Source organism: Arthrobacter zhaoguopingii (genome assembly GCF_009828595.1).
Classification (GTDB): domain Bacteria; phylum Actinomycetota; class Actinomycetes; order Actinomycetales; family Micrococcaceae; genus Arthrobacter_D; species Arthrobacter_D zhaoguopingii.
Genome location: NZ_WPNY01000007.1, coordinates 134,742 through 152,801, shown reverse-complemented (window position 1 = coordinate 152,801; position 18,060 = coordinate 134,742). Strand labels below are relative to the sequence as shown.

Annotated in this window: 18 protein-coding genes and 1 riboswitch; of the genes, 3 read left to right on the top strand and 15 right to left on the bottom strand. The window is 71.2% G+C overall.

All coding sequences use genetic code 11. The features are described 5' to 3' along the window. Positions 1-72: 72 nt before the first annotated feature. From trpC to hisI, 5 genes are all read right to left on the bottom strand, one after another. Complete coding sequence (gene trpC / locus GVV86_RS11185) at positions 73-888, bottom strand: indole-3-glycerol phosphate synthase TrpC (protein ID WP_159802845.1); 816 nt, start codon at positions 886-888, stop codon at positions 73-75. Then, complete coding sequence (locus tag GVV86_RS11180) at positions 889-1,137, bottom strand: HGxxPAAW family protein (RefSeq protein WP_246199824.1); 249 nt, start codon at positions 1,135-1,137, stop codon at positions 889-891. It lies immediately after the preceding gene. A gap of 155 nt (positions 1,138-1,292) precedes the next feature. Beyond that, complete coding sequence (locus tag GVV86_RS11175) at positions 1,293-1,892, bottom strand: Trp biosynthesis-associated membrane protein (RefSeq protein WP_159619165.1); 600 nt, start codon at positions 1,890-1,892, stop codon at positions 1,293-1,295. Beyond that, on the bottom strand, positions 1,889-3,457 hold the full coding sequence (locus tag GVV86_RS11170; RefSeq protein WP_159802844.1) for an anthranilate synthase component I: 1,569 nt from the start codon (positions 3,455-3,457) through the stop codon (positions 1,889-1,891). The genes GVV86_RS11175 and GVV86_RS11170 overlap by 4 nt, the downstream gene beginning before the upstream one ends. 4 nt (positions 3,458-3,461) lie before the next feature. Then, on the bottom strand, positions 3,462-3,923 hold the full coding sequence (gene hisI / locus GVV86_RS11165) for a phosphoribosyl-AMP cyclohydrolase (protein WP_159802843.1): 462 nt from the start codon (positions 3,921-3,923) through the stop codon (positions 3,462-3,464). A gap of 79 nt (positions 3,924-4,002) precedes the next feature. Here hisI and GVV86_RS11160 point away from each other — a divergent pair, with 79 nt between their 5' ends. After that, positions 4,003-4,647 carry a TIGR03085 family metal-binding protein gene (locus GVV86_RS11160; protein ID WP_159619170.1) on the top strand — a complete coding sequence of 215 codons (645 nt, stop codon included), beginning with the start codon at positions 4,003-4,005 and terminating at the stop codon, positions 4,645-4,647. A 55-nt stretch (positions 4,648-4,702) separates the two neighbouring features. Here the strand turns inward: GVV86_RS11160 and hisF are convergent, their stop codons facing one another. The 9 genes from hisF to aspS form a co-directional block, all read right to left on the bottom strand. Next, positions 4,703-5,473 carry an imidazole glycerol phosphate synthase subunit HisF gene (gene hisF / locus GVV86_RS11155; protein ID WP_120169168.1) on the bottom strand — a complete coding sequence of 257 codons (771 nt, stop codon included), beginning with the start codon at positions 5,471-5,473 and terminating at the stop codon, positions 4,703-4,705. A gap of 9 nt (positions 5,474-5,482) precedes the next feature. Continuing rightward, positions 5,483-6,328, bottom strand: a complete 846-nt coding sequence (gene hisG, locus GVV86_RS11150) for an ATP phosphoribosyltransferase (RefSeq protein ID WP_159619172.1) — start codon at positions 6,326-6,328, stop codon at positions 5,483-5,485. A gap of 55 nt (positions 6,329-6,383) precedes the next feature. Then, positions 6,384-6,647, bottom strand: coding sequence for a phosphoribosyl-ATP diphosphatase (locus tag GVV86_RS11145; protein ID WP_133404667.1), 264 nt, complete (start codon positions 6,645-6,647; stop codon positions 6,384-6,386). An 83-nt stretch (positions 6,648-6,730) separates the two neighbouring features. Beyond that, a complete protein-coding gene (gene ribH, locus GVV86_RS11140; RefSeq protein ID WP_120169162.1) occupies positions 6,731-7,213 on the bottom strand; it encodes a 6,7-dimethyl-8-ribityllumazine synthase in 483 nt (160 codons plus the stop codon). After that, the gene (gene ribB / locus GVV86_RS11135) at positions 7,210-7,872 is read right to left on the bottom strand and encodes a 3,4-dihydroxy-2-butanone-4-phosphate synthase (protein WP_159802884.1); all 663 of its coding nucleotides are present in this window, start codon (positions 7,870-7,872) and stop codon (positions 7,210-7,212) included. The genes ribH and ribB overlap by 4 nt, the downstream gene beginning before the upstream one ends. Positions 7,873-7,886: 14 nt before the next feature. Further along, a complete protein-coding gene (locus GVV86_RS11130) occupies positions 7,887-8,513 on the bottom strand; it encodes a riboflavin synthase (RefSeq protein ID WP_159802883.1) in 627 nt (208 codons plus the stop codon). Between the two features lie 3 nt (positions 8,514-8,516). Beyond that, positions 8,517-9,776: a bifunctional diaminohydroxyphosphoribosylaminopyrimidine deaminase/5-amino-6-(5-phosphoribosylamino)uracil reductase RibD gene (ribD, locus tag GVV86_RS11125; RefSeq protein ID WP_246669962.1), complete on the bottom strand. Its 1,260-nt coding sequence runs from the start codon at positions 9,774-9,776 to the stop codon at positions 8,517-8,519. Next, positions 9,773-10,462, bottom strand: a complete 690-nt coding sequence (pnuC, locus tag GVV86_RS11120; protein WP_159802842.1) for a nicotinamide riboside transporter PnuC — start codon at positions 10,460-10,462, stop codon at positions 9,773-9,775. The genes ribD and pnuC overlap by 4 nt, the downstream gene beginning before the upstream one ends. Before the next feature lie 133 nt (positions 10,463-10,595). Beyond that, positions 10,596-10,738: riboswitch (FMN riboswitch) on the bottom strand. Between the two features lie 493 nt (positions 10,739-11,231). Continuing rightward, positions 11,232-13,040, bottom strand: coding sequence for an aspartate--tRNA ligase (gene aspS, locus GVV86_RS11115; RefSeq protein WP_159619178.1), 1,809 nt, complete (start codon positions 13,038-13,040; stop codon positions 11,232-11,234). A gap of 183 nt (positions 13,041-13,223) precedes the next feature. On the opposite strand from aspS, the gene GVV86_RS11110 reads away from it, so the two are divergent. Continuing rightward, entirely contained in the window at positions 13,224-14,510 is a 1,287-nt protein-coding gene (locus GVV86_RS11110; RefSeq protein ID WP_159802841.1) for an APC family permease, read from the top strand. A 155-nt stretch (positions 14,511-14,665) separates the two neighbouring features. On the opposite strand, the gene hisS is transcribed toward GVV86_RS11110, so the two are convergent. After that, a complete protein-coding gene (gene hisS / locus GVV86_RS11105; protein ID WP_159802840.1) occupies positions 14,666-15,997 on the bottom strand; it encodes a histidine--tRNA ligase in 1,332 nt (443 codons plus the stop codon). Positions 15,998-16,218: 221 nt separating this feature from the next. Here hisS and GVV86_RS11100 point away from each other — a divergent pair, with 221 nt between their 5' ends. Further along, positions 16,219-18,045: a DUF349 domain-containing protein gene (locus tag GVV86_RS11100; protein ID WP_246669961.1), complete on the top strand. Its 1,827-nt coding sequence runs from the start codon at positions 16,219-16,221 to the stop codon at positions 18,043-18,045. Positions 18,046-18,060 lie beyond the last annotated feature (15 nt).

Sequence of the window (18,060 nt, the reverse complement as noted above, 5' to 3'; positions counted from 1 at the left end):
TGCTGCCGGCCGGATTCGCTTCCGCGGGGCCCCGGCGGGGGCTCCTGTGCCCGCCTCAGAGCGGCGGGCGCCTCATCGCTGCTGCAGTCCGGGGAGATCGCGCACCGGCACCGCGCGGAACTGCGCCACCGCGGCCTCCGGGTCCTCCCCGCGGACGAGGGCCTCGCCCACGAGGACCGCCCGGGCACCCTGGGCGGCAAATTCCTCGACGTCGCCGATGCCGCGGACACCGGACTCCGCGACGGTCACGGCGTCCTGCGGGATCCGGCGGGCCAGGTCGGCGAAGACCGACCGGTCGATGTCGAGCGTCTTCAGGTTGCGCACGTTGACGCCGATGATCCGGGATCGCACGGCCGTGGCGCGTTCGACTTCGTCGGCGGTGTGAGTTTCCACGAGGGCGTTCATGCCCAGTTCGTGGGTCAGGCCGAGGAAGTGCTCGAGCTGCGCGTCGCTCAGGGCAGCGACGATGAGCAGGACCAGGTCCGCGCCGTGCGCGCGTGCCTCCCAGATCTGGTAGTCCTCGACGGTGAAGTCCTTGCGGAGCACGGGGATGCGCACACTCGCCCGGACCGCGTCGAGGTCGGCCAGGGAGCCGTGGAACCGGCGCTGTTCGGTCAGGACGCTCACCACTGCGGCGCCGCCGGCCTCATAGCGTGCCGCGAGGGCGGCCGGGTCGGCGATGGCGGCCAGCGCACCCTTGGAGGGGCTGCTGCGCTTGACCTCGGCGATCACCGAAAGGGTGCGTCCGTCGCCGCGCAGCGCGCCCAGGGCGTCGGCCGCCGGTGCCCGGTCGAGGGCGCGGGCGCGCACCTGCGCCAAGGGCGCCTCCGCCGTCCGGGCGCTCAGGTCCTCGCGGACGCCGGAGATGATGTCGTCGAGAACGCTCACCTAGTGGCCGTTGTTCTTGAGCTTCGATCCGCCCACGCCGTAGCCGGCCTTGCGCATGACGAAGCCGACGAGCAGGCCGGCGAACATCACGACGATCCCGATCCAGAACAGCACGGTTCCGGTCTCGAAGTTCCCCTCGGTGCTTGCGAAAATGTAGGCGAACGAGGAGATGGCAGCGCCGAGGATCATGACCAGGACGCAGGTCCACGCCGCCGGGCTGTTGCCATGGCCGATCGTCTCATCACCCATCTGGGCATGGCTCTCAGGCGAGTTCCGGTTCGTGGCTGCGGTCGTGTTCTCTGCCATGGTGATTCTCCTTCTGGGTGTCTTCGTACATTCTGCCATTACTGGCGCCGGTCCACCGACCCGCCGCACCCCTGCACGTCCGGCCTCCGGGACCGGAGTCAGCGGGTCGGGTCCTCCCCGTGCGTGAGCCGGTCCCAGCTGTCGATGTCCGTAGCGTGGGACGACGCCGCCCGGGCCGCCGGAGCCGGCCCGGTGGTCCTCTCGTAGCGCCGGGCCCGCTCCCAGTGCCGGCCCGCCAGGGCCACCCAGACCGCTGCGGCGGCCAGGAGCAGCCCGCTGCCGGCGGCCAGCCAGGGCAGGGCGGTGGCGGCGGCCGTGGCGCCGGCGCCGCCGCTGATGCCGATGGCCTCGCCGATGGCGGGGGCGGCGGCCGCGGCGGGGTCGAGCGCGATGCGGATGCTGGTCAGGAGGATGCCTCCGCCGGCGATGAGCAGGATCGCCGCCACGAACCACCGGGCCACCCGTCCGGCGATGGAGACGGCCAGGGCGGCGGCCAGGGCCACCAGCGCGAAGGCGCTCACCGGGGTGGCGGCCTCACTGCCGGGGACGGCGAGGTCAGGGGTCTGCACCGCCTCCCTGGGCAGGCGCACCTCGAGCCAGGTCTGGGTGGTGGTGCCGAAGGCCAGCAGCGCCACCGCCACGATCACCAGCACCACCGTCCCGCGGCGCTGGCCCCGCGGGGGCCGGTCGGCGCTCATCGCCCGGCCGCCGGAGAGACGGGAACGGAACTGCCGGCCGGGCGGAGGCCGGAGGCGGCCAGGGCGGCCCGGAGCGGGGCGGCGGCCTTGTTGACGGTTTCGAGGGCCTCGTCGGCCAGGACGGAGTCGGCGACGATGCCGCCGCCTGACTGCACGAACGCCCGGCCGTCACGCAGCAGGGCGGAGCGGATGGCGATGGCCAGGTCCATGTCGCCGGCGAAGTCGAGGTAGCCGACGACGCCGCCGTAGATGCCCCGCCGATGGGGTTCGAGCTCATCGATCAGGCGCAGGGCCCGCGGTTTGGGCGCCCCGGAGAGGGTTCCGGCGGGGAAGGTGGCCGCGAGGACGTCGTAGGCGCTCCGGCCCGGGGCGAGGCGCCCGACGACGGTGGAGACCAGGTGCATGATGTGGCTGAACCGTTCGATCTCCATGAACTGGGTGACGTCGACGCTGCCCGGCCGGCAGACCTTCGAGAGGTCGTTGCGGGCCAGGTCCACGAGCATGAGGTGTTCGGCCTTTTCCTTATCGTCGGCCTTTAGCTCCTCCGCCAGCGCCCGGTCCTCCTCCTGGCCGGCCCCGCGGGGGCGCGATCCGGCGATCGGGTGGGTGATGACCTCGTCCCCGGTGACCGTGACCAGGGCCTCGGGCGAAGACCCGACGATCGAGTACTCCCTGCCGTCGGCGTCCTCAAGGCTGAAGAGGTACATGTAGGGGCTCGGGTTGGTGGTGCGCAGGATCCGGTACACGTCGAGCGCCGAAGCGTCGCAGTCGAGTTCGAAGCGGCGCGAGATCACCACCTGGAAGACGTCGCCGTCGACGATCGCCTGCTTTCCGCGCTCGATGGCCGAAAGGTAGAGCGGTTCGTCCCAGCGTTCGCGGACCCGCTGCATCAGTTCCGCCGCGGGTGCGGCGTCGAGCACGGAGACCGGCTGGTCGGCCGGCTCGGCGAGGGCGGCGAGCATGCGCTCGATGCGCGCCACGGCGTCGTGCCAGGCCTCGTCCACCCGCTCGTCGGAGTCGTCGAAGTTAATGGCGTTGGCGACGAGGGTGAGGGAGCCCTCCGAGTTGTCGTGGATGGCCATGTCGGTGACGAGGCACATGGCCAGCTCGGGCAGGTTGAGGTCGTCCTCGGGCGGGCTGGTCAGGCGCTCCCAGTGCCGGACCGCTTCCCAGCCGACGAATCCGACGAGGCCGGAGGTGAACGGGGGAAGCCCGGGGAAGCGTTCGGTGCGCAGCGCCTCGACGGTCAGCCGGACCGCCTCCACGGGGCTGCCCGAGGTGGGCACCCCGGCGGGAGGTTCGCCCAGCCAGTGGGCTTCGCCGCCGCGGGAGGTCAGGGTGGCCCGGGACTTGGAGCCGATGAACGAATACCGTGACCAGACTCCCCCGCCGGCGGCCGACTCCATCAGGAAGGTGCCCGGCCGGCCGTCGGCCAGCCTCCGGTACACCCCAATGGGCGTGTGGGCATCGGCCAGGACCTTCACTGAGACCGGAATGACCCGGCGGTCCGCGGCCAGACGGCGGAACTCCTCGAGGGTGGGGCTAATCGTTCCGAGCTGCTGCATCCGCCTAGCCTTCCTTGCTTCCGTCGGCGCTGCTTCCGTCGGCGCTGCTTCCGGCGGCGACGGCGTCGTCCCTGCTGCCGGTCACGGCGTCGAGTTCCCGGCCGTCGAAGCAGGTGCGGGTGCCGGTGTGGCAGGCCGCGCCGACCTGGTCGACGGCCACGAGCAGGGCGTCGCCGTCGCAGTCGAGGGACACCGACTTCACCCACTGCGTGTGTCCGGAGGTGTCCCCCTTGCGCCAGTACTCCCGGCGGGAACGGGAGTAGAAGGTGACGCGGCCGGTGGTGAGGGTGCGCCGCAGGGCCTCCTCGTCCATCCATCCGAGCATGAGCACCTCGAGGGTGTCGTGCTGCTGCACGATGGCGGCGACGAGTCCGGCGTCGTCGCGCTTGAGCGCGGCGGCGACACCGGGGTCGAGGCGGAGGGCGGGGTCCGCGGCGGTCGGGGGGCCGGACTGTGGAGAAGACATCGGAACCAATTCTAGTGCCGCGCCAACGCGCCCCGCGCAGCGTCCCCACGGAGGCCGCTTCATGCTAGCTTTTCCAGTGATGCGCTACGTAACTCCGTCCCGCGAGGTTCTGGCCGAAACGCTGATGGCGGCAGGCCCTGACTCCCCTACGCTCTGCGACGGGTGGCGGACCCGGGAACTCGCGGCCCACCTCTACCTGCGGGAGCACCGGCCGGCCCACGGGCTGGGCCTGATGGTGAAGCCGCTGGCGCCGGCCGCGGACCGGGCGGTGCGCAGGACGGCCGAGGCCGCGGCGGCCCCCGAGGACTACGCCGCCCTGGTGGAGAAGTTCCGGGCCGGCCCTCCCGCGCTGTCGCCCCTGCGGATCGGCGGGATCGCCCGGAACGCGAACCTCGTCGAGTATTTCGTCCACACCGAGGATGTGCGGCGGGCCGGAAGCCGGTGGGCGCCGCGGGCCCTCGATGAGGGGTACTCATCGACGCTGTGGACCGAGCTGATCAAGCGCGCCGCCCTGCTCTACCGGGGCGTGGACGTGGGTGTCGTGCTGGTGCGCCCCGACGGGCCCCGCCACGTGGCGCGCCGCGCGCCGGTGTCGGTGGCGATCGTCGGCGAACCCTCCGAACTGCTCCTCCACGCCCACGGACGGCGGCGGCAGGCGCTGGTCACCTTCGAGGGCCGGCCCGACGCCGTCGCGCTGCTCGAAAGCGCCGACGTCGGGCCCTGACGGATCCCGGTCTGACGGTCCCGGGTTCCCGGCCCGCCGGCAACCGCCCGGGGTCCTAGCGGACGGGGTACCCGGCGTCCCGGATGGCCTTCTTGACCTGCGCGATGGCGTCGGGAGGCCCGAAGTGGAAGATCGAGGCCGCCAGCACCGCATCGGCCCCGGCCGCCACGGCCGGCGGGAAGTGCTCCGGTGCGCCCGCGCCGCCCGAGGCGATCAGCGGCACCCCGACCGCCGCGCGGACCGCGCGGATCAGTTCGAGGTCGAACCCGTCCTTGGTGCCGTCGGCGTCGATCGAGTTGAGCAGGATCTCCCCGACCCCGCGGTCGGCGGCTTCCCGCGCCCAGGCGACGGCGTCGATCCCGGTGCCGGTGCGCCCGCCGTGCGTGGTCACCTCGAAGCCCGACGGCGTCTGCGTGTCCCGCGTGCGGCGCGCGTCGAGGGAGAGGACCAGCACCTGGGAGCCGAAGTGCCGGGTGATGTCGTCGATGAGGGCCGGCTCGGCCACCGCGGCCGTGTTGATCGAGGCCTTGTCGGCGCCGTAGCGCAGCAGCCGGTCGACGTCGGCGGTGCTGCGGACCCCTCCGCCGACGGTCAGCGGGATGAAGACCTCCTCGGCGGTGCGGCCGACGACGTCGAACGTGGTCTCCCGCTGGGAGGAGGACGCGGTGACGTCGAGGAAGGTCAGTTCGTCCGCCCCGGCTCGGTCGTATCGGTGCGCCAGCTCCACCGGGTCGCCGGCGTCGCGGAGGTCCTCGAACTTCACGCCTTTCACCACGCGGCCGGCGTCGACGTCGAGGCAGGGGATGACTCGGATTGCGACAGCCATGGGAGCCCCCTAGATCCTGCAGGCGTGGATGGTGCTGACGAGGATGGCGCGCGCGCCCAACTCGTAGAGCTCATCCATCACCTGATTGGTCTGGTTGCGCTTGATCATGGAGCGCACGGCGACCCAGTCGGAGTCGCGCAGCGGGGAGATGGTGGGCGACTCCAGGCCCGGGGTGAGGGCGGCGGCCTCGTCGACGAGTTCCTTGCGGATGTCGTAGTCCATCATCACGTACTGGCGGGCCACGAGCACGCCCTGCAGCCGGCGCAGGAGGACGTCGAGCCCGGCGGGCGCCTCGCCCTCGGCCCGGCCGATCAGCACCGCCTCGCTGCGCAGGATGGGCTCGCCGAAGATCTCCATCCCGGCGGCCTTGAGGGTGCTCCCGGTTTCGACGACGTCGGCGATGGCGTCGGCCACCCCGAGGCGGACCGAAGACTCCACGGCGCCGTCGAGGCGGACCACGGTGGCGTCCACGCCCCGCTCGGTGAGGTAGTCCCGCAGCAGCCCGTCGTAGCTGGTGGCCAGGCGCTTACCGGCGAGCTCCTCGAGGGAGGAGAAATCGCCCACCGGCCCGGCGAAGCGGAAGGTGGAGGCACCGAAGCCGAGCTGCAGGAGCTCTTCGGCCTTGACCTGCGCGTCGAGCAGCAGGTCGCGGCCGGTGATGCCGACGTCGAGGGTGCCTGAGCCGACGTAGACGGCGATGTCGCGTGGGCGGAGGAAGAAGAATTCGATGTCGTTGTCCGGGTCGACAAGGACCAGCTCGCGCGGATCGCGGCGCTGGCGGTAGCCGGCCTCGGCCAGCATGGCGGTTGCCGATTCGGACAGCGCGCCCTTGTTGGGAACTGCTACTCGAAGCATTGGGGAGTCTTTCGCTCGAAGAGGATGAGGGTCTGGGATCAGCGCCGCGGTGCGGCTACAGATGCTTGTAGACGTCCTGGAGCGTCAGGCCTTTGGCGAGCATAAGGACCTGCAGGTGGTAGAGCAGCTGGGAGATCTCTTCGGCGGCATTCTCGTTCGACTCGTACTCGGCGGCCATCCACACTTCGGCGGCTTCCTCGACGACCTTCTTGCCGATTCCGTGGACGCCGGAGTCAAGTTCGGCCACGGTCTTGGACCCGGCGGGGCGGGCTGTGGCCTTCGCGCTGAGCTCCTCGAAGAGGGAATCAAAGGTTTTCACCATGCCAACGTTACTGGGTTCCCCGCCGGGTTCCGCATCCGGGGGGCGGGGTGTGACAAAAACCTCCGCCCCCGGGGCCGCGCTTACATCTTCCAGGGGCGCAGGGCGGCCGCAGCGGCGAGGGCCGCCGTGACCGCCTCGTGGCCCTTGTCCTCCTTGGACCCGGGCAGCCCGGCGCGGTCCAGGCCCTGCTGCTCGGTGTCGCAGGTGAGCACGCCGAAGCCGACGGGCACGCCGGTGCGCACGCTGACCTCGGTGAGGCCGTCGGTGGCCGCGGAACAGACGTACTCGAAGTGCGGGGTGCCGCCGCGGATGACGACCCCGAGCGCGACGACGGCGTCGAAGTGCGGTGCCATCCGCGCCGCTGCCACCGGCAGTTCGAAGCTGCCCGGGACCCGCACCTCGGTGGTCTCCACGCCGGCCTCCGCAGCGGCGCGGCGGGCGCCGTCGAGCAGCCCGTCCATGATCTCGGTGTGCCAGCTCGCCGCGATGACCGCCAGTTTCAGCGGGGCCTCCTGCGTGCTGACGCCGCTGATGTCGATAACCGGTGCTCCGTGGCCGCTCATGGGGTTCTCCTTGGTGTTTCTGTGGGGGTTGGGGACGGCGCGGTGTTGGCCGCGGACCGCAGGTGAACGGCCAGGTCCTCGATGGAAATCAGGGGGAGGGAATGCTCGTCGGCGAAGGCCCGCAGGGCCGGCAGGCGCATCATGCCGCCGTCGTCGTGGACCAGCTCGGAGATGACCGCGGCCGGCTGCATGCCTGCCAGCTTGCACAGGTCGATCCCCGCCTCCGTATGGCCGGGGCGCTGGAGTACCCCGCCGGGCGCGGCCCGCAGCGGGAAGACGTGGCCCGGGCGGGTGAGGTCTCCGGCGGAGCTGGCCGGGTCGGCGAGCACGCGGGCGGTGCGGGCCCGGTCGGCGGCGCTGATCCCGGTGGTGACACCGGCCGCCGCGTCGCAGGAGACGGTGTAGGCGGTGCCCTTGGCGTCCTCGTTGACCGCGGTCATGGGCGGCAGGTTCAGGCGGTCCGCGGCCGCCTGCTCGAGCGGAACGCACAGCACGCCCGAGGTGTACCGGATGGTCCAGCCCATCAGCGCGGGGGTTGCCGATTCGGCGGCGAAGATGATGTCGCCTTCGTTTTCGCGGTCGGCGTCGTCGACCACGACGACGGCTCCCCCGGCCGCGATGGCCGCGACCGCCTCGTCGATCCCGTCGAGCCGCACCATGGCGGCTCCGAAGGTCACGTTGTCGCTCCGCGGGCGAAGCCGAGCAGGCGTTCGGTGTACTTGGCCAGCACGTCCATCTCCAGGTTGACCGGGTCTCCGGGAACCTTGGTGCCGAGGCCGGTCTCCGCGAGGGTGGTGGGGATCAGGCCCACCTCGAACCACGGGTCCTGCTCCTCGGGGGCGCTGACCGCGGTGACCGTCAGGGAGACGCCGTCGATCGCAATTGAACCCTTCTCGGCCGCATAGCGGGCCAGGGAGGCGGGCAGCGAGAAGCGGAGGCGGTGCCACGCCCCGAGGTCCTCGCGTTCGCGCAGCACGCCGAGACCGTCGACGTGGCCCTGGACGACGTGCCCGTCGAGCCGGCCTCCGGCGGGGACGCAGCGTTCGAGGTTCACCGCTGCCCCCGGTGTGAGGGCGCCGGTGGTGGTGCGGCGCAGGGTCTCGCCCATGACATCGACCGCGACCCGGGCGCCGTCGAGCTGAACCGCCGTGAGGCAGACCCCGTTGACGGCGATCGAGGCACCCGGGGTCAGGTCGGTGCCGGTGGCGGCGGCCTCGAAGACGAGCACCGCGCTTTCCCCGTCGGCGGCGAGGTCGAGGGAGACGACGCGTCCCTGTTCTGAAACGATTCCGGTGAAGATGGCTTACTCCTGGTTGTGCTGGGGGGTGGACGGGTTTACCGGTATGCCGGTCGCGGTGCCGGCGGAGGTAGGTGCGGCGGCGGTGGTACTTGCGGCGGTGGTACGACCGGTTGCGGTGCGGTCGGCTGCGGTGCCGTCGGCTGCGGCGTCGTCGCCGTCGTCCCCGTCGGCGGGGCGCAGGCGCAGGCGCACGTCCGGCCCGAGCTGGGTGACGGCGCCGCCACCGGCCGGGTCGGGGACCCACCGGTGCGCGGCGGTCAGCGTCGGCACGCCGACCGGCGGGAACATCGGCGTCCCCGCCCCCAGCACCACCGGCGCGATGTAGCTGACCAGCTCATCCACGGTCCCCGCCGCCAGGAACGCCCCGGCGATTCCGGGGCCTCCCTCGACGAGGACGTGCCGGACGCCGTGGCCGTGCAGTTCGGCCAGGGCCGTGGGGACATCGTGGGTGGCCAGCTGGAGGAAGCCCGGTCCGCGCACGGCGGCGTCCTGGGGTACCGGGCGCAGTCCCATCACGGCGCGCAGCGGCTGGGCCGGGGGCGGGCTGCCGGCGTCTCCGGCCGCTCCGGCCTCGTCCGTCGGGACCGGCCTGGCGGTCAGGCGCGGGTTGTCGGCGAGCACCGTGCCGGTGCCGGCGAGCACGGCGTCGACCCTCGCCCGGATGGCGTGGCCGTCGGCGCGGGCCCGGCTGCCGGTGATCCACTGGCTCGTCCCGTCGGCCGCCGCGACCCGGCCGTCGAGGCTCGACGCGGTCTTCAGGGTGACGAACGGCCGCGATTCGGCGGTGGCGCGCAGCCACCGGCCGTTGAGGTGTTCCGACTGTGCCTGGCGGAGGCCGCCGTCGCACTCGATGCCGTGGTCCTGCAGCCAGCGCGCGCCTCCGGCGGCCTGGGCCGTGCGGTCGGGGGCGGCGAAGACCACCCTGCGGATGCCCGCCTCGTGGATGGCCGCGGAGCAGGGTCCGGTGCGGCCCTGGTGGTTGCACGGCTCGAGGGTGACCACCATGGTGCCGCCGGCCGGATCCGCGCCGCGGGAGCGGGCGTCGGCCAGGGCGGCGACCTCGGCGTGGGGCGTACCGGCCCCGCGGTGATACCCGGAGCCGAGCACCTGCCCCTCGGGGCTGAGCACGACCGCGCCGACCAGGGGGTTGGCCCCCCGCACTCCCTGTGCAGCGAGTTCGAGGGCGCGGTCCATGGCCCGGACCTCGGCCGGGTTCACCCCGGCCGGATCCAGCGCCTGCGGATCCTGTGCTGCTGACGTCACAGCGCCTGCTTCACCGGGGCATCGACCGCGGACACCAGCCGGGCCTCCGCCCGCCGGCGCTCGCGGGTCCACACGGCGAATCCAATGATCGTGAAGGCACCGTAGATCAGGTACATGACGGCGCTTGCGTAGTAGCCGGCGCTGAAGAGCAGGGGAACACCGACGATGTCAACGGCGACCCAGATCAGCCAGAATTCGACCCAGCCCTTGGCCATGCCGAAGGTGGCCAGCAGGGAGCCGACGAAGGTCCAGGCGTCGGCCCACACCGGCTCGTACGAGCCCATGGCACGGAACACCGGAGTGAGAGCCACGGTGCCGAGGATCATCCCGGCGACCAGCCCGATGCGCGCCCGGCCGGAGGCCCAGCGGGGGGTGACGGCCGAACCGGCGGCCTGCCGGCCTGCCTGCCACTGGCGCCAGCCGTAGACCGAGACGGCGATGAACATGACCTGACGGCCGGCCTGGCCGAGGAGGTCGACGGTGCCGGCTCCGCCGAAGGCAGAGCCGAGGAAGACGGTCAGGAGCAGGACATTGCCCACGATGCCGACGGGCCAGGCCCAGACGCGCCGGCGCATGCCGCCAAGGACGCTGAGCAGACCGAAAACGTTTCCGATGACCTCACGCAGCAGGAGGGAACTGCTGCCTACGGGGATGCGGGCTTCGAAGAGCCACTGAATTAGATCCATGTCGTTCCTAACCGTCTCAACGGCTCGGGGTGACGACAGCTGGAAGGACTCAGGCCACGCGTGGCGGAGACGCCAGCGTGGACCTCCGCGGCATGGTCCCCCAAGGAGGGGACGCATCCGCGACGTCCTGCTGTTCGTGCTTCTCCCATCCAGACTTTAACTGTCGGTGCCGGAATTTCACCGGCTCAACCGAGGGCTCCCGCGCGGATGCGCAGTCACCACCGGGTCGCGGACTATAACCGCCGGTTCGGAATTACACCGACCCCGGAGCACGTACTTGTATGATTCTTCCACAACGCGCGACCTGGCCGCGTTATTTCCCTCCCGGCGATCACCGGCCGGGGGGTTCCGACGGACCGCGGCCGGTGAAGCCGGAAAAACCGCGCGAAATCCGGCCGCCTTCCACCCTCTTACGTCCCGAAACGGCAGCGCTCCCCCTTTTCCGACGTGGAGATGTGGCGAACGGCACACCCGTGACGCGCGGAATGCGGGCGCGCCGGGGGTCCTGCAGGCGCCTTCGAGGGCCGCAAGGAGTCCCCACACCCCCAACCCCACTGAAACTGCAGCTCACCACGCTTTCCCGGCCGCATAACGTGGTGAACTGCATACTCGGCGAGGCGAGGCGAGGGGCGAGGCGCGGGGCGACGGCGGGCGACGGCGGGCGACGGCCGGACGCAGGAATGCCCACCGAAACTGCAGCTCACCACGCTTCGGGGGCCGAAAACGTGGTGAGCTGCGGAATCGAGTGGGCTGGCCCTGGAGACCGGAACTAGGCCTCCGCCGGTGCGGGCTTCCCCTCGGCCGGCTTCGACGGTTCGGCCGACTTAGGACGGGCGTCCACCCCGGCTTCCTTGCGCTGCTGCGGCGTGATCGGCGCCGGAGCGGCGGTCAGCGGATCGTAGCCGCCGCCGGACTTCGGGAACGCGATGACGTCCCGGATCGAGTCGGTGCCGGCGAGCAGGGAGACGACCCGGTCCCAGCCCAGGGCGATGCCGCCGTGGGGAGGCGCGCCGTACTTGAAGCCTTCGAGCAGGAACCCGAACTTCTCCTGGGCTTCCTCGGCGCTCAAACCCATGACGGCGAAGACGCGCTCCTGCACGTCGCGACGGTGGATACGGATGGAGCCGCCGCCGAGCTCGTTGCCGTTGCAGACGATGTCGTAGGCGTACGCCAGCGCGTTCTCGGGATCGGTGTCGAAGGTGTCCATGAACTCGGGCTTGGGCGAGGTGAACGCGTGGTGCACGGCCGTCCAGGCGCCGGCGCCGACGGCGACGTCGCCCGCGGCCACGGCGGCCGAGGCGGGTTCGAACATGGGGGCGTCGACCACCCAGACGAAGGCCCAGTCGCCGTCCTTGATCAGCCCGGTCCGGTGACCGATCTCGACGCGCGCGGCGCCGAGCAGGGCGCGGGAGGAGGTTTTCTCTCCGGCGGCGAAGAAGATGCAGTCACCCGGGTTCGCCCCGGCCGCGGCGGCGAGGCCCTCGCGTTCGGTGTCGTTGAGGTTCTTAGCCACCGGTCCGCGCAGGCTGCCGTCGTCGTCGATCAAGACGTACGCGAGGCCCTTGGCGCCGCGCTGCTTGGCGAATTCCTGCCAAGCGTCGAGTGTGCGGCGGGGCTGGGAGGCTCCCCCGGGCATGACGACGGCGCCGACGTAGGGTGCCTTGAAGACGCCGAAGCCGGTGTCCTTGAAGAACTCGGTGAGCTCGGTGAGTTCGAGCCCGAACCGCAGGTCGGGCTTGTCGGAGCCGTACTTGGCCATGGCGTCGGCGTAGGTCATCCGGCGGATCGGGGTCGGGATTTCGACGTCGATGAGCTTCCACAGCCGGGTGATCAGCTGCTCGCCCAGGGCGATGATGTCGTCCTCCTCGACGAAGCTCGCCTCGATGTCCAGCTGGGTGAACTCGGGCTGGCGGTCGGCGCGGAAGTCCTCGTCGCGGTAGCAGCGCGCGATCTGGTAGTACTTCTCGAACCCGCCGACCTGCAGCAGCTGCTTGAACAGCTGGGGCGACTGGGGCAGGGCATACCAGGAACCGGGGGCCAGACGGGCGGGCACCAGGAAGTCGCGCGCACCCTCGGGGGTGGAGCGGGTGAGGGTCGGGGTCTCGATTTCGACGTAGCCGTCGGCGTGAAGCAGCTCGCGGGCCACCCGGCTGGCTTCGGAGCGCAGGCGCAGGTTCTTCTGGGGCGCTGGGCGGCGCAGGTCGAGGTAGCGGTGCTTCAGGCGCGCCTCCTCGCCGACCTCGACGTGCTCGTCGATCTGGAACGGCAGCGGATCGGCGGTGTTGAGGACGACGACCTGATCGGCCATCACCTCGATCTCACCGGTGGCCAGGGCGGGGTTCTCGTTGCCCTCGGGCCGCTTCTGCACGGTGCCGGTGATCTGCAGGACGTACTCGTTGCGCAGGGTGGAAAAGACCTCCTCCTCGCGGACGACGACCTGGGCCACGCCGGAGGCGTCCCTGAGATCCAGGAAGGCGACGCCGCCGTGGTCCCGGCGCCGGGCCACCCAGCCGGTCAGGGTGACGGTCTGTCCAATATGCCCGGATCCGAGCGAGCCGAGTTCATGCGTGCGCAGCACAGCATTCCTTCCTACCGAAGTACCGCAGGCGGAGCTTCACCTGCTTAGTGTTAGATCAAACGTGTCCGAGTTTACCGGTCCACCGCGGCTGTCCCGGCCAGCAGCCGCACCTCCGACCGGCGGTCCGGCCCGGCACGGCGGTACGGCGGCCACCGGGCCGCATCCCACGAGAGGGCACTGAAGATGAGCAACATTCCGGGGCTGCGGCGTTCAATGGGCGGATTCGACGCCACGACCGTTGGCATCGGGTCGATGATCGGTGCCGGCGTGTTCGTCGTCTTCGGCCCGGCCGCGGCGGCGGCAGGCAGCCTGCTTCCCGCCGCCGTCGTCCTGGCCGGATTCATCGCCTACTGCAACGCCGCCGCCAGTGCCGCCCTTGCCACCGTGCACCCGTCGAGCGGCGGCACCTACATCTACGGCAGGCGCCAGCTGGGGCCGTGGCCGGGCTTCATCGCCGGCTGGAGCTTCGTCACGGGCAAGCTGGCCTCCTGCGCCGCCATGGCCTTCACCTTCGGGCTGTACGCCGCCCCCGGGTACGAGACTCCGGCCGCTGTTGCCGCCGTCGTGGGGCTGACGGCGGTCAACCTGCTCGGCGTCACCCGCACCGCCCTGATGACGCGGGCGGTCGTCGCCCTGGTGGTGCCGGTCCTGGCCTTTGCCGCCGTCGTGGCCTTCGCCGGACCGACGGCCCCGCAGCCGTGGACGCCACCGGCCGGAGGGCCGTGGGGCGTGCTTCAGGCGGCCGGCCTGCTGTTCTTCGCGTTCGCCGGGTATGCCCGCATCGCCACCATGGGCGAGGAGGTGCGCGAGCCCGGCAAGAACATTCCCCGGGCGATCTTCGGTGCCCTCGGGTTCACGCTCGTGCTCTATCTCGTCCTCGCCGCCGCGCTGCTCACGGCCCTGGGCGCCGGGCGGCTGGGCGATTCCGCGGCACCCCTGCGCGACGCCGTCCTCGCGGCCGGTGCTGCCGGCGGCGGGCCCGGGGGAAGCGCCGCCGGAACCGCGGTGCTGGCCGTGACGCTCGCCGCCGCCCTGGCGAGCCTTGGTGCCCTGCTGGCGCTCATCGCCGGGGTGGGCCGCACGACACTCGCCATGGCCCGGGAGGGCGACCTGCCCCGGGCCCTCGCCGGGATCTGGTCCCGGTTCGGGGTGCCGTGGGCGGCGGATACCGCAACCGCCGCCGTCGTGATTGTCCTGCTGCTGACGACGGATGTGCTCACCGTCGTCGGTTTCTCGAGCTTCGGCGTGCTGCTGTACTACGCGGTGGCCAATGCGGCGGCCTTCACCCTCGCCGAGCGCCAGTGGTACGCCCCGAAGATCCTCAACGTCGTCGGCGCCGCGGGGTGCCTGCTGTTGGCGTTCACGCTGCCCGGGGCGTCGGTGCTGACCATGACGGCGATCCTCGCGGTCGGCGTTGCGGGCCGAGCCGTCGTGCTCCGGCGGCGGAACCGGCGTTCCGCCCGCGGCTGACCCGGCCGCGGGCCGACCTTCCGGAGAGAACGTCCCGACGGCGGAAATCGCGCCCGAAAGCGACTTTCGGACCGGAAATAACGGGCTCGCCTGTCGTTTTCGGGCGTACCTGTCGTTTTCGGGCGTTCCTGTCGTTTTCGGGTGCGGCGGCCGCCCTAGGAGACCTGCAGCACCTGCGGGACCAGGTCTTCGGCCGGCGGCGTCCACGAATCCGGATCGGCGGCCTCCTGCGCCCCAGAGCGGATGTCCTTGACCTCGTGGGTGCCGTCGGCAGCGGTGAACCAGACGAAGGGGATGCCGCGGCGGTCGGCGAACTTGATCTGCTTGCCGAACTTCTCGGCGCTGGCAGCCACCTCGGCCGAGATGCCCCGGGCCCGCAGGGACGCGGCGACGTCCTGCGCGGCCGACCAGGAGTCCTCATCGGCAAGGGTCACCAGGACGGCCGTGGGAACCTGCCGGGAGGGGGCCGCGAAGTCCTGGCTGAGGATTCGCGACACGATCCGGGTGACGCCGATGGACAGCCCGACGCCGGGGAAGGTGCGGTTGCCCTTCGCCGCGAGGCTGTCATAGCGCCCGCCGGAGCAGATGGAGCCGAGGCTTTCGTGGCCGTTGAGGACGGTCTCGTACACGGTGCCGGTGTAGTAATCGAGGCCACGGGCGATGCTCAGGTCCGCCACGACGCGCCCCGGCGCCCGCTTGGACGCCTCGGCGATGACCTGCTCAAGCTCGGTCAGCCCTTCCTCCAGCAAGTCGTCGGACACACCGAGCGCCCTGACCTGGGCCACGAAGGACGTATCCGGGGTGCGGATCGCGGCAAGGGCGAGGGCGGCGTCGACCTGGGCGTCGGTGGCGCCGAGCTCCTCACGCAGCAGCTGCCCCACCTTGGCGACGCCGATCTTCTCAAGCTTGTCGATGCTACGCAGCACCGAGGCCGTATCGGTGAGCCCGATGCCACGGTAGAACCCCTCGGCGAGCTTGCGGTTATTGACCCGCAGCGTGAAGTCGGGAATCGGCAGCGCGCCAAGCGCTTCGACGACCACCAGTGCCAGTTCGACGTCGTACCGGAACGGCAGGACACCGTCGCCGACGACGTCGATGTCGGCCTGGGTGAACTCCCGGGCCCGCCCCTCCTGCGGGCGCTCCCCGCGCCAGCACTTCTGGATCTGCGACCGTCGGAAGGGGAAGGCGAGGTGGCCGGCGTTCTCGACGACGTAGCGGGCGAACGGCACGGTGAGGTCGTAGTGAAGGGCCAGGCCCGCCTCGGATGCGGAGGCCTCGTCGGCCTGCAGGCGGGAGACGGCGTAAACCTCCTTGTCGATCTCGCCCTTACGCAGCAGCTGGTCAACGGTCTCAACGGCCCGGGTTTCGATGTTGGAGAAGCCGTGGAGGTCGAACACGCGGCGCAGGGTGTCAAGCACATGCAGCTCGATCAGCCGCTCCTGCGGAAGCCATTCCGGGAAGCCGGACAGTGATGCCTTACGGGCCATGGGCGTTTCTCCTTGCTCGATGCAGCCAGGGAGGCGCTTCCACCGGTGCGGCACTCATTTTAGGGGCTGACCGGGTGCCCGGCGAAAACGCGGTGAAGGCCCCTGGAAGTGCACCGCTACACACGGAACCCCTGCGGCCCCCGGAACGATAGACTCCTTATCTCTGAACGAAATGGCGGCGGACCGGTCCGTGCCATCCATCGAGCGAAAGACTTATAGCGGTGACAGACAGTCAGCAATCCGACGAAATGACCATCAACGACGAATCAGTGGCCCAGGACCCCATCGTGGATTCGGCCGTTGACGAGCCAGCGGAGGAGACCGCCAGCGCCGACACCCCCGCCGCTGTGGGTCCGGCCGACGCCGCCCCGGCCGCCGGGGAGCAGACCGCGGCAGCACCGGGAACCGACGCAGCAGCCGTCCCGGCAGCTGCGGTGACCTCGGACAGTGAGACCCCGGCCACCGACACCCAGACAGCTCCGGAGACACCGGCAGCTGCGGACACCCCGGCAGCTCCGGAGACACCGACAGCTGCGGACACCCCGGCAGCTCCGGAGACGCCGGCCGCTACGGACACCCCGGCAGCCGAGGACACCCCGTCAGCTCCAGAGACCCCAGCCGAGGAGACCCCGGCCGCCCCGGCTGCGGAAAGCCCCGCAGCTCCTGCACCGGCCGCCGCCCCGGCAAGGCCAGCCGCACCGGCCGCCCCGCGCGCTCCCCTGCCGACAGCGATGGCGCCGCGGCCGCTGAAGAAGGCTCAGACCCCGCTGGCGGTCCCCCCGGCGCACAGCACTCCGCTGGCCGAGGCGGAGAAGTTCGCCCGCGTCGAGGATGACGGACACGTCTTCCTGCTCCTCAACGGCGAGGAGCATCCGGTCGGCCAGTACCCCGATGCCTCCCGCGAGGAGGCCCTCGCCTACTTCGTGAAGAAGTATGACGACGTCGTCAGCCAGGTCGCGCTGCTTGAGCAGCGAGTCAGGGGCAAGGCGCCGTCGGCGGACATGCTGAAGACCGCCAAGCACCTGCGCAGCCAGGTGTCCGAGCACAAGCTCGTCGGCGACGTCGCGGCCCTCGAGGCGCGGATCGACATGCTGACCGAGGCCATCTCGGGCCTTGAGAAGGCCGAGCGGGCCGTCCAGGACGAGCTCAAGGCCAAGGAACTCGCTGCCCGCGAGGCGATCGTCGCCGAGGCGGAGGAACTGGCGGGCCGCGACCCGGCGACCGTCCAGTGGAAGGTCAGCAGCACGCGCATGAACGAGCTGTTCGAGCTGTGGAAGGCCGCGCAGAAGAACGGCCCGCGGCTGGGCCGCGGCACCGAGGATGCCCTGTGGAAGCGGTTCCGCTCCGCCCGGACGATCTTCGACCGGCACCGCCGCGCGTACTTCTCCCAGCTGGACAGCGATAACGCCGAGGCCAAGCGAGCCAAGGAGACGCTGATCGCCCGCGCCGAGAGCCTCTCCAGTTCAACCGACTGGGGTGCAACGGCTGCCGAATACCGCCGCCTGATGGACGAGTGGAAGGCCTCGAAGCGGGCCAGCCGCAAGGACGACGACGCCCTGTGGGCGCGGTTCCGCGCCGCTCAGGACCGCTTCTTCGAGGCCCGCAAGTCGGCCAACGAAGCGGTCGACGAGGAGTACGGCGCGAACCTGGTGGCCAAGGAGGCCCTCCTGAAGGAGGCCGCCGCGCTTCTGCCGGTGAAGGACGTCGCCGCGGCCAAAAAGGCGCTGCAGTCGATCCGGGACCGCTGGGAGGAGGCGGGCAAGGTGCCGCGCGCCGACATCGGAAGGATGGACGCCGGCCTGCGCCGCGTTGAGGACGCCGTCAAGGCCGCCGAGGACGAGCACTGGCACAAGACGAATCCCGAGACCAAGGCCCGCACCAACAGTGCGCTGAGCCAGCTGCAGTCCACCATCGCCACACTGAAGGATGACCTGGCGGCGGCCGAGAAGGCAGGGGATGCCAAGCGGATCTCCACCGCGAAGGAAGCCCTCTCCGCCCGCGAGCAGTGGCTCGAGATGCTGCAGCGGTCGGCCCAGGACTTCTCCTAACCCGGGTCCGAACGA

Coding starts and splice junctions, on each gene's coding strand:
- GVV86_RS11110 (WP_159802841.1), top strand. CDS start 13,224: ATGAGCAACATTCCGGGGCTGCGGCGTTCAATGGGCGGATTCGACGCC.
- GVV86_RS11160 (WP_159619170.1), top strand. CDS start 4,003: ATGCGCTACGTAACTCCGTCCCGCGAGGTTCTGGCCGAAACGCTGATG.
- hisF (WP_120169168.1), bottom strand. CDS start 5,473: ATGGCTGTCGCAATCCGAGTCATCCCCTGCCTCGACGTCGACGCCGGC.
- hisG (WP_159619172.1), bottom strand. CDS start 6,328: ATGCTTCGAGTAGCAGTTCCCAACAAGGGCGCGCTGTCCGAATCGGCA.
- ribH (WP_120169162.1), bottom strand. CDS start 7,213: ATGAGCGGCCACGGAGCACCGGTTATCGACATCAGCGGCGTCAGCACG.
- GVV86_RS11180 (WP_246199824.1), bottom strand. CDS start 1,137: ATGGGTGATGAGACGATCGGCCATGGCAACAGCCCGGCGGCGTGGACC.
- GVV86_RS11170 (WP_159802844.1), bottom strand. CDS start 3,457: ATGCAGCAGCTCGGAACGATTAGCCCCACCCTCGAGGAGTTCCGCCGT.
- hisI (WP_159802843.1), bottom strand. CDS start 3,923: ATGTCTTCTCCACAGTCCGGCCCCCCGACCGCCGCGGACCCCGCCCTC.
- GVV86_RS11175 (WP_159619165.1), bottom strand. CDS start 1,892: ATGAGCGCCGACCGGCCCCCGCGGGGCCAGCGCCGCGGGACGGTGGTG.
- ribB (WP_159802884.1), bottom strand. CDS start 7,872: ATGGTGCGGCTCGACGGGATCGACGAGGCGGTCGCGGCCATCGCGGCC.
- pnuC (WP_159802842.1), bottom strand. CDS start 10,462: ATGGATCTAATTCAGTGGCTCTTCGAAGCCCGCATCCCCGTAGGCAGC.
- hisS (WP_159802840.1), bottom strand. CDS start 15,997: ATGGCCCGTAAGGCATCACTGTCCGGCTTCCCGGAATGGCTTCCGCAG.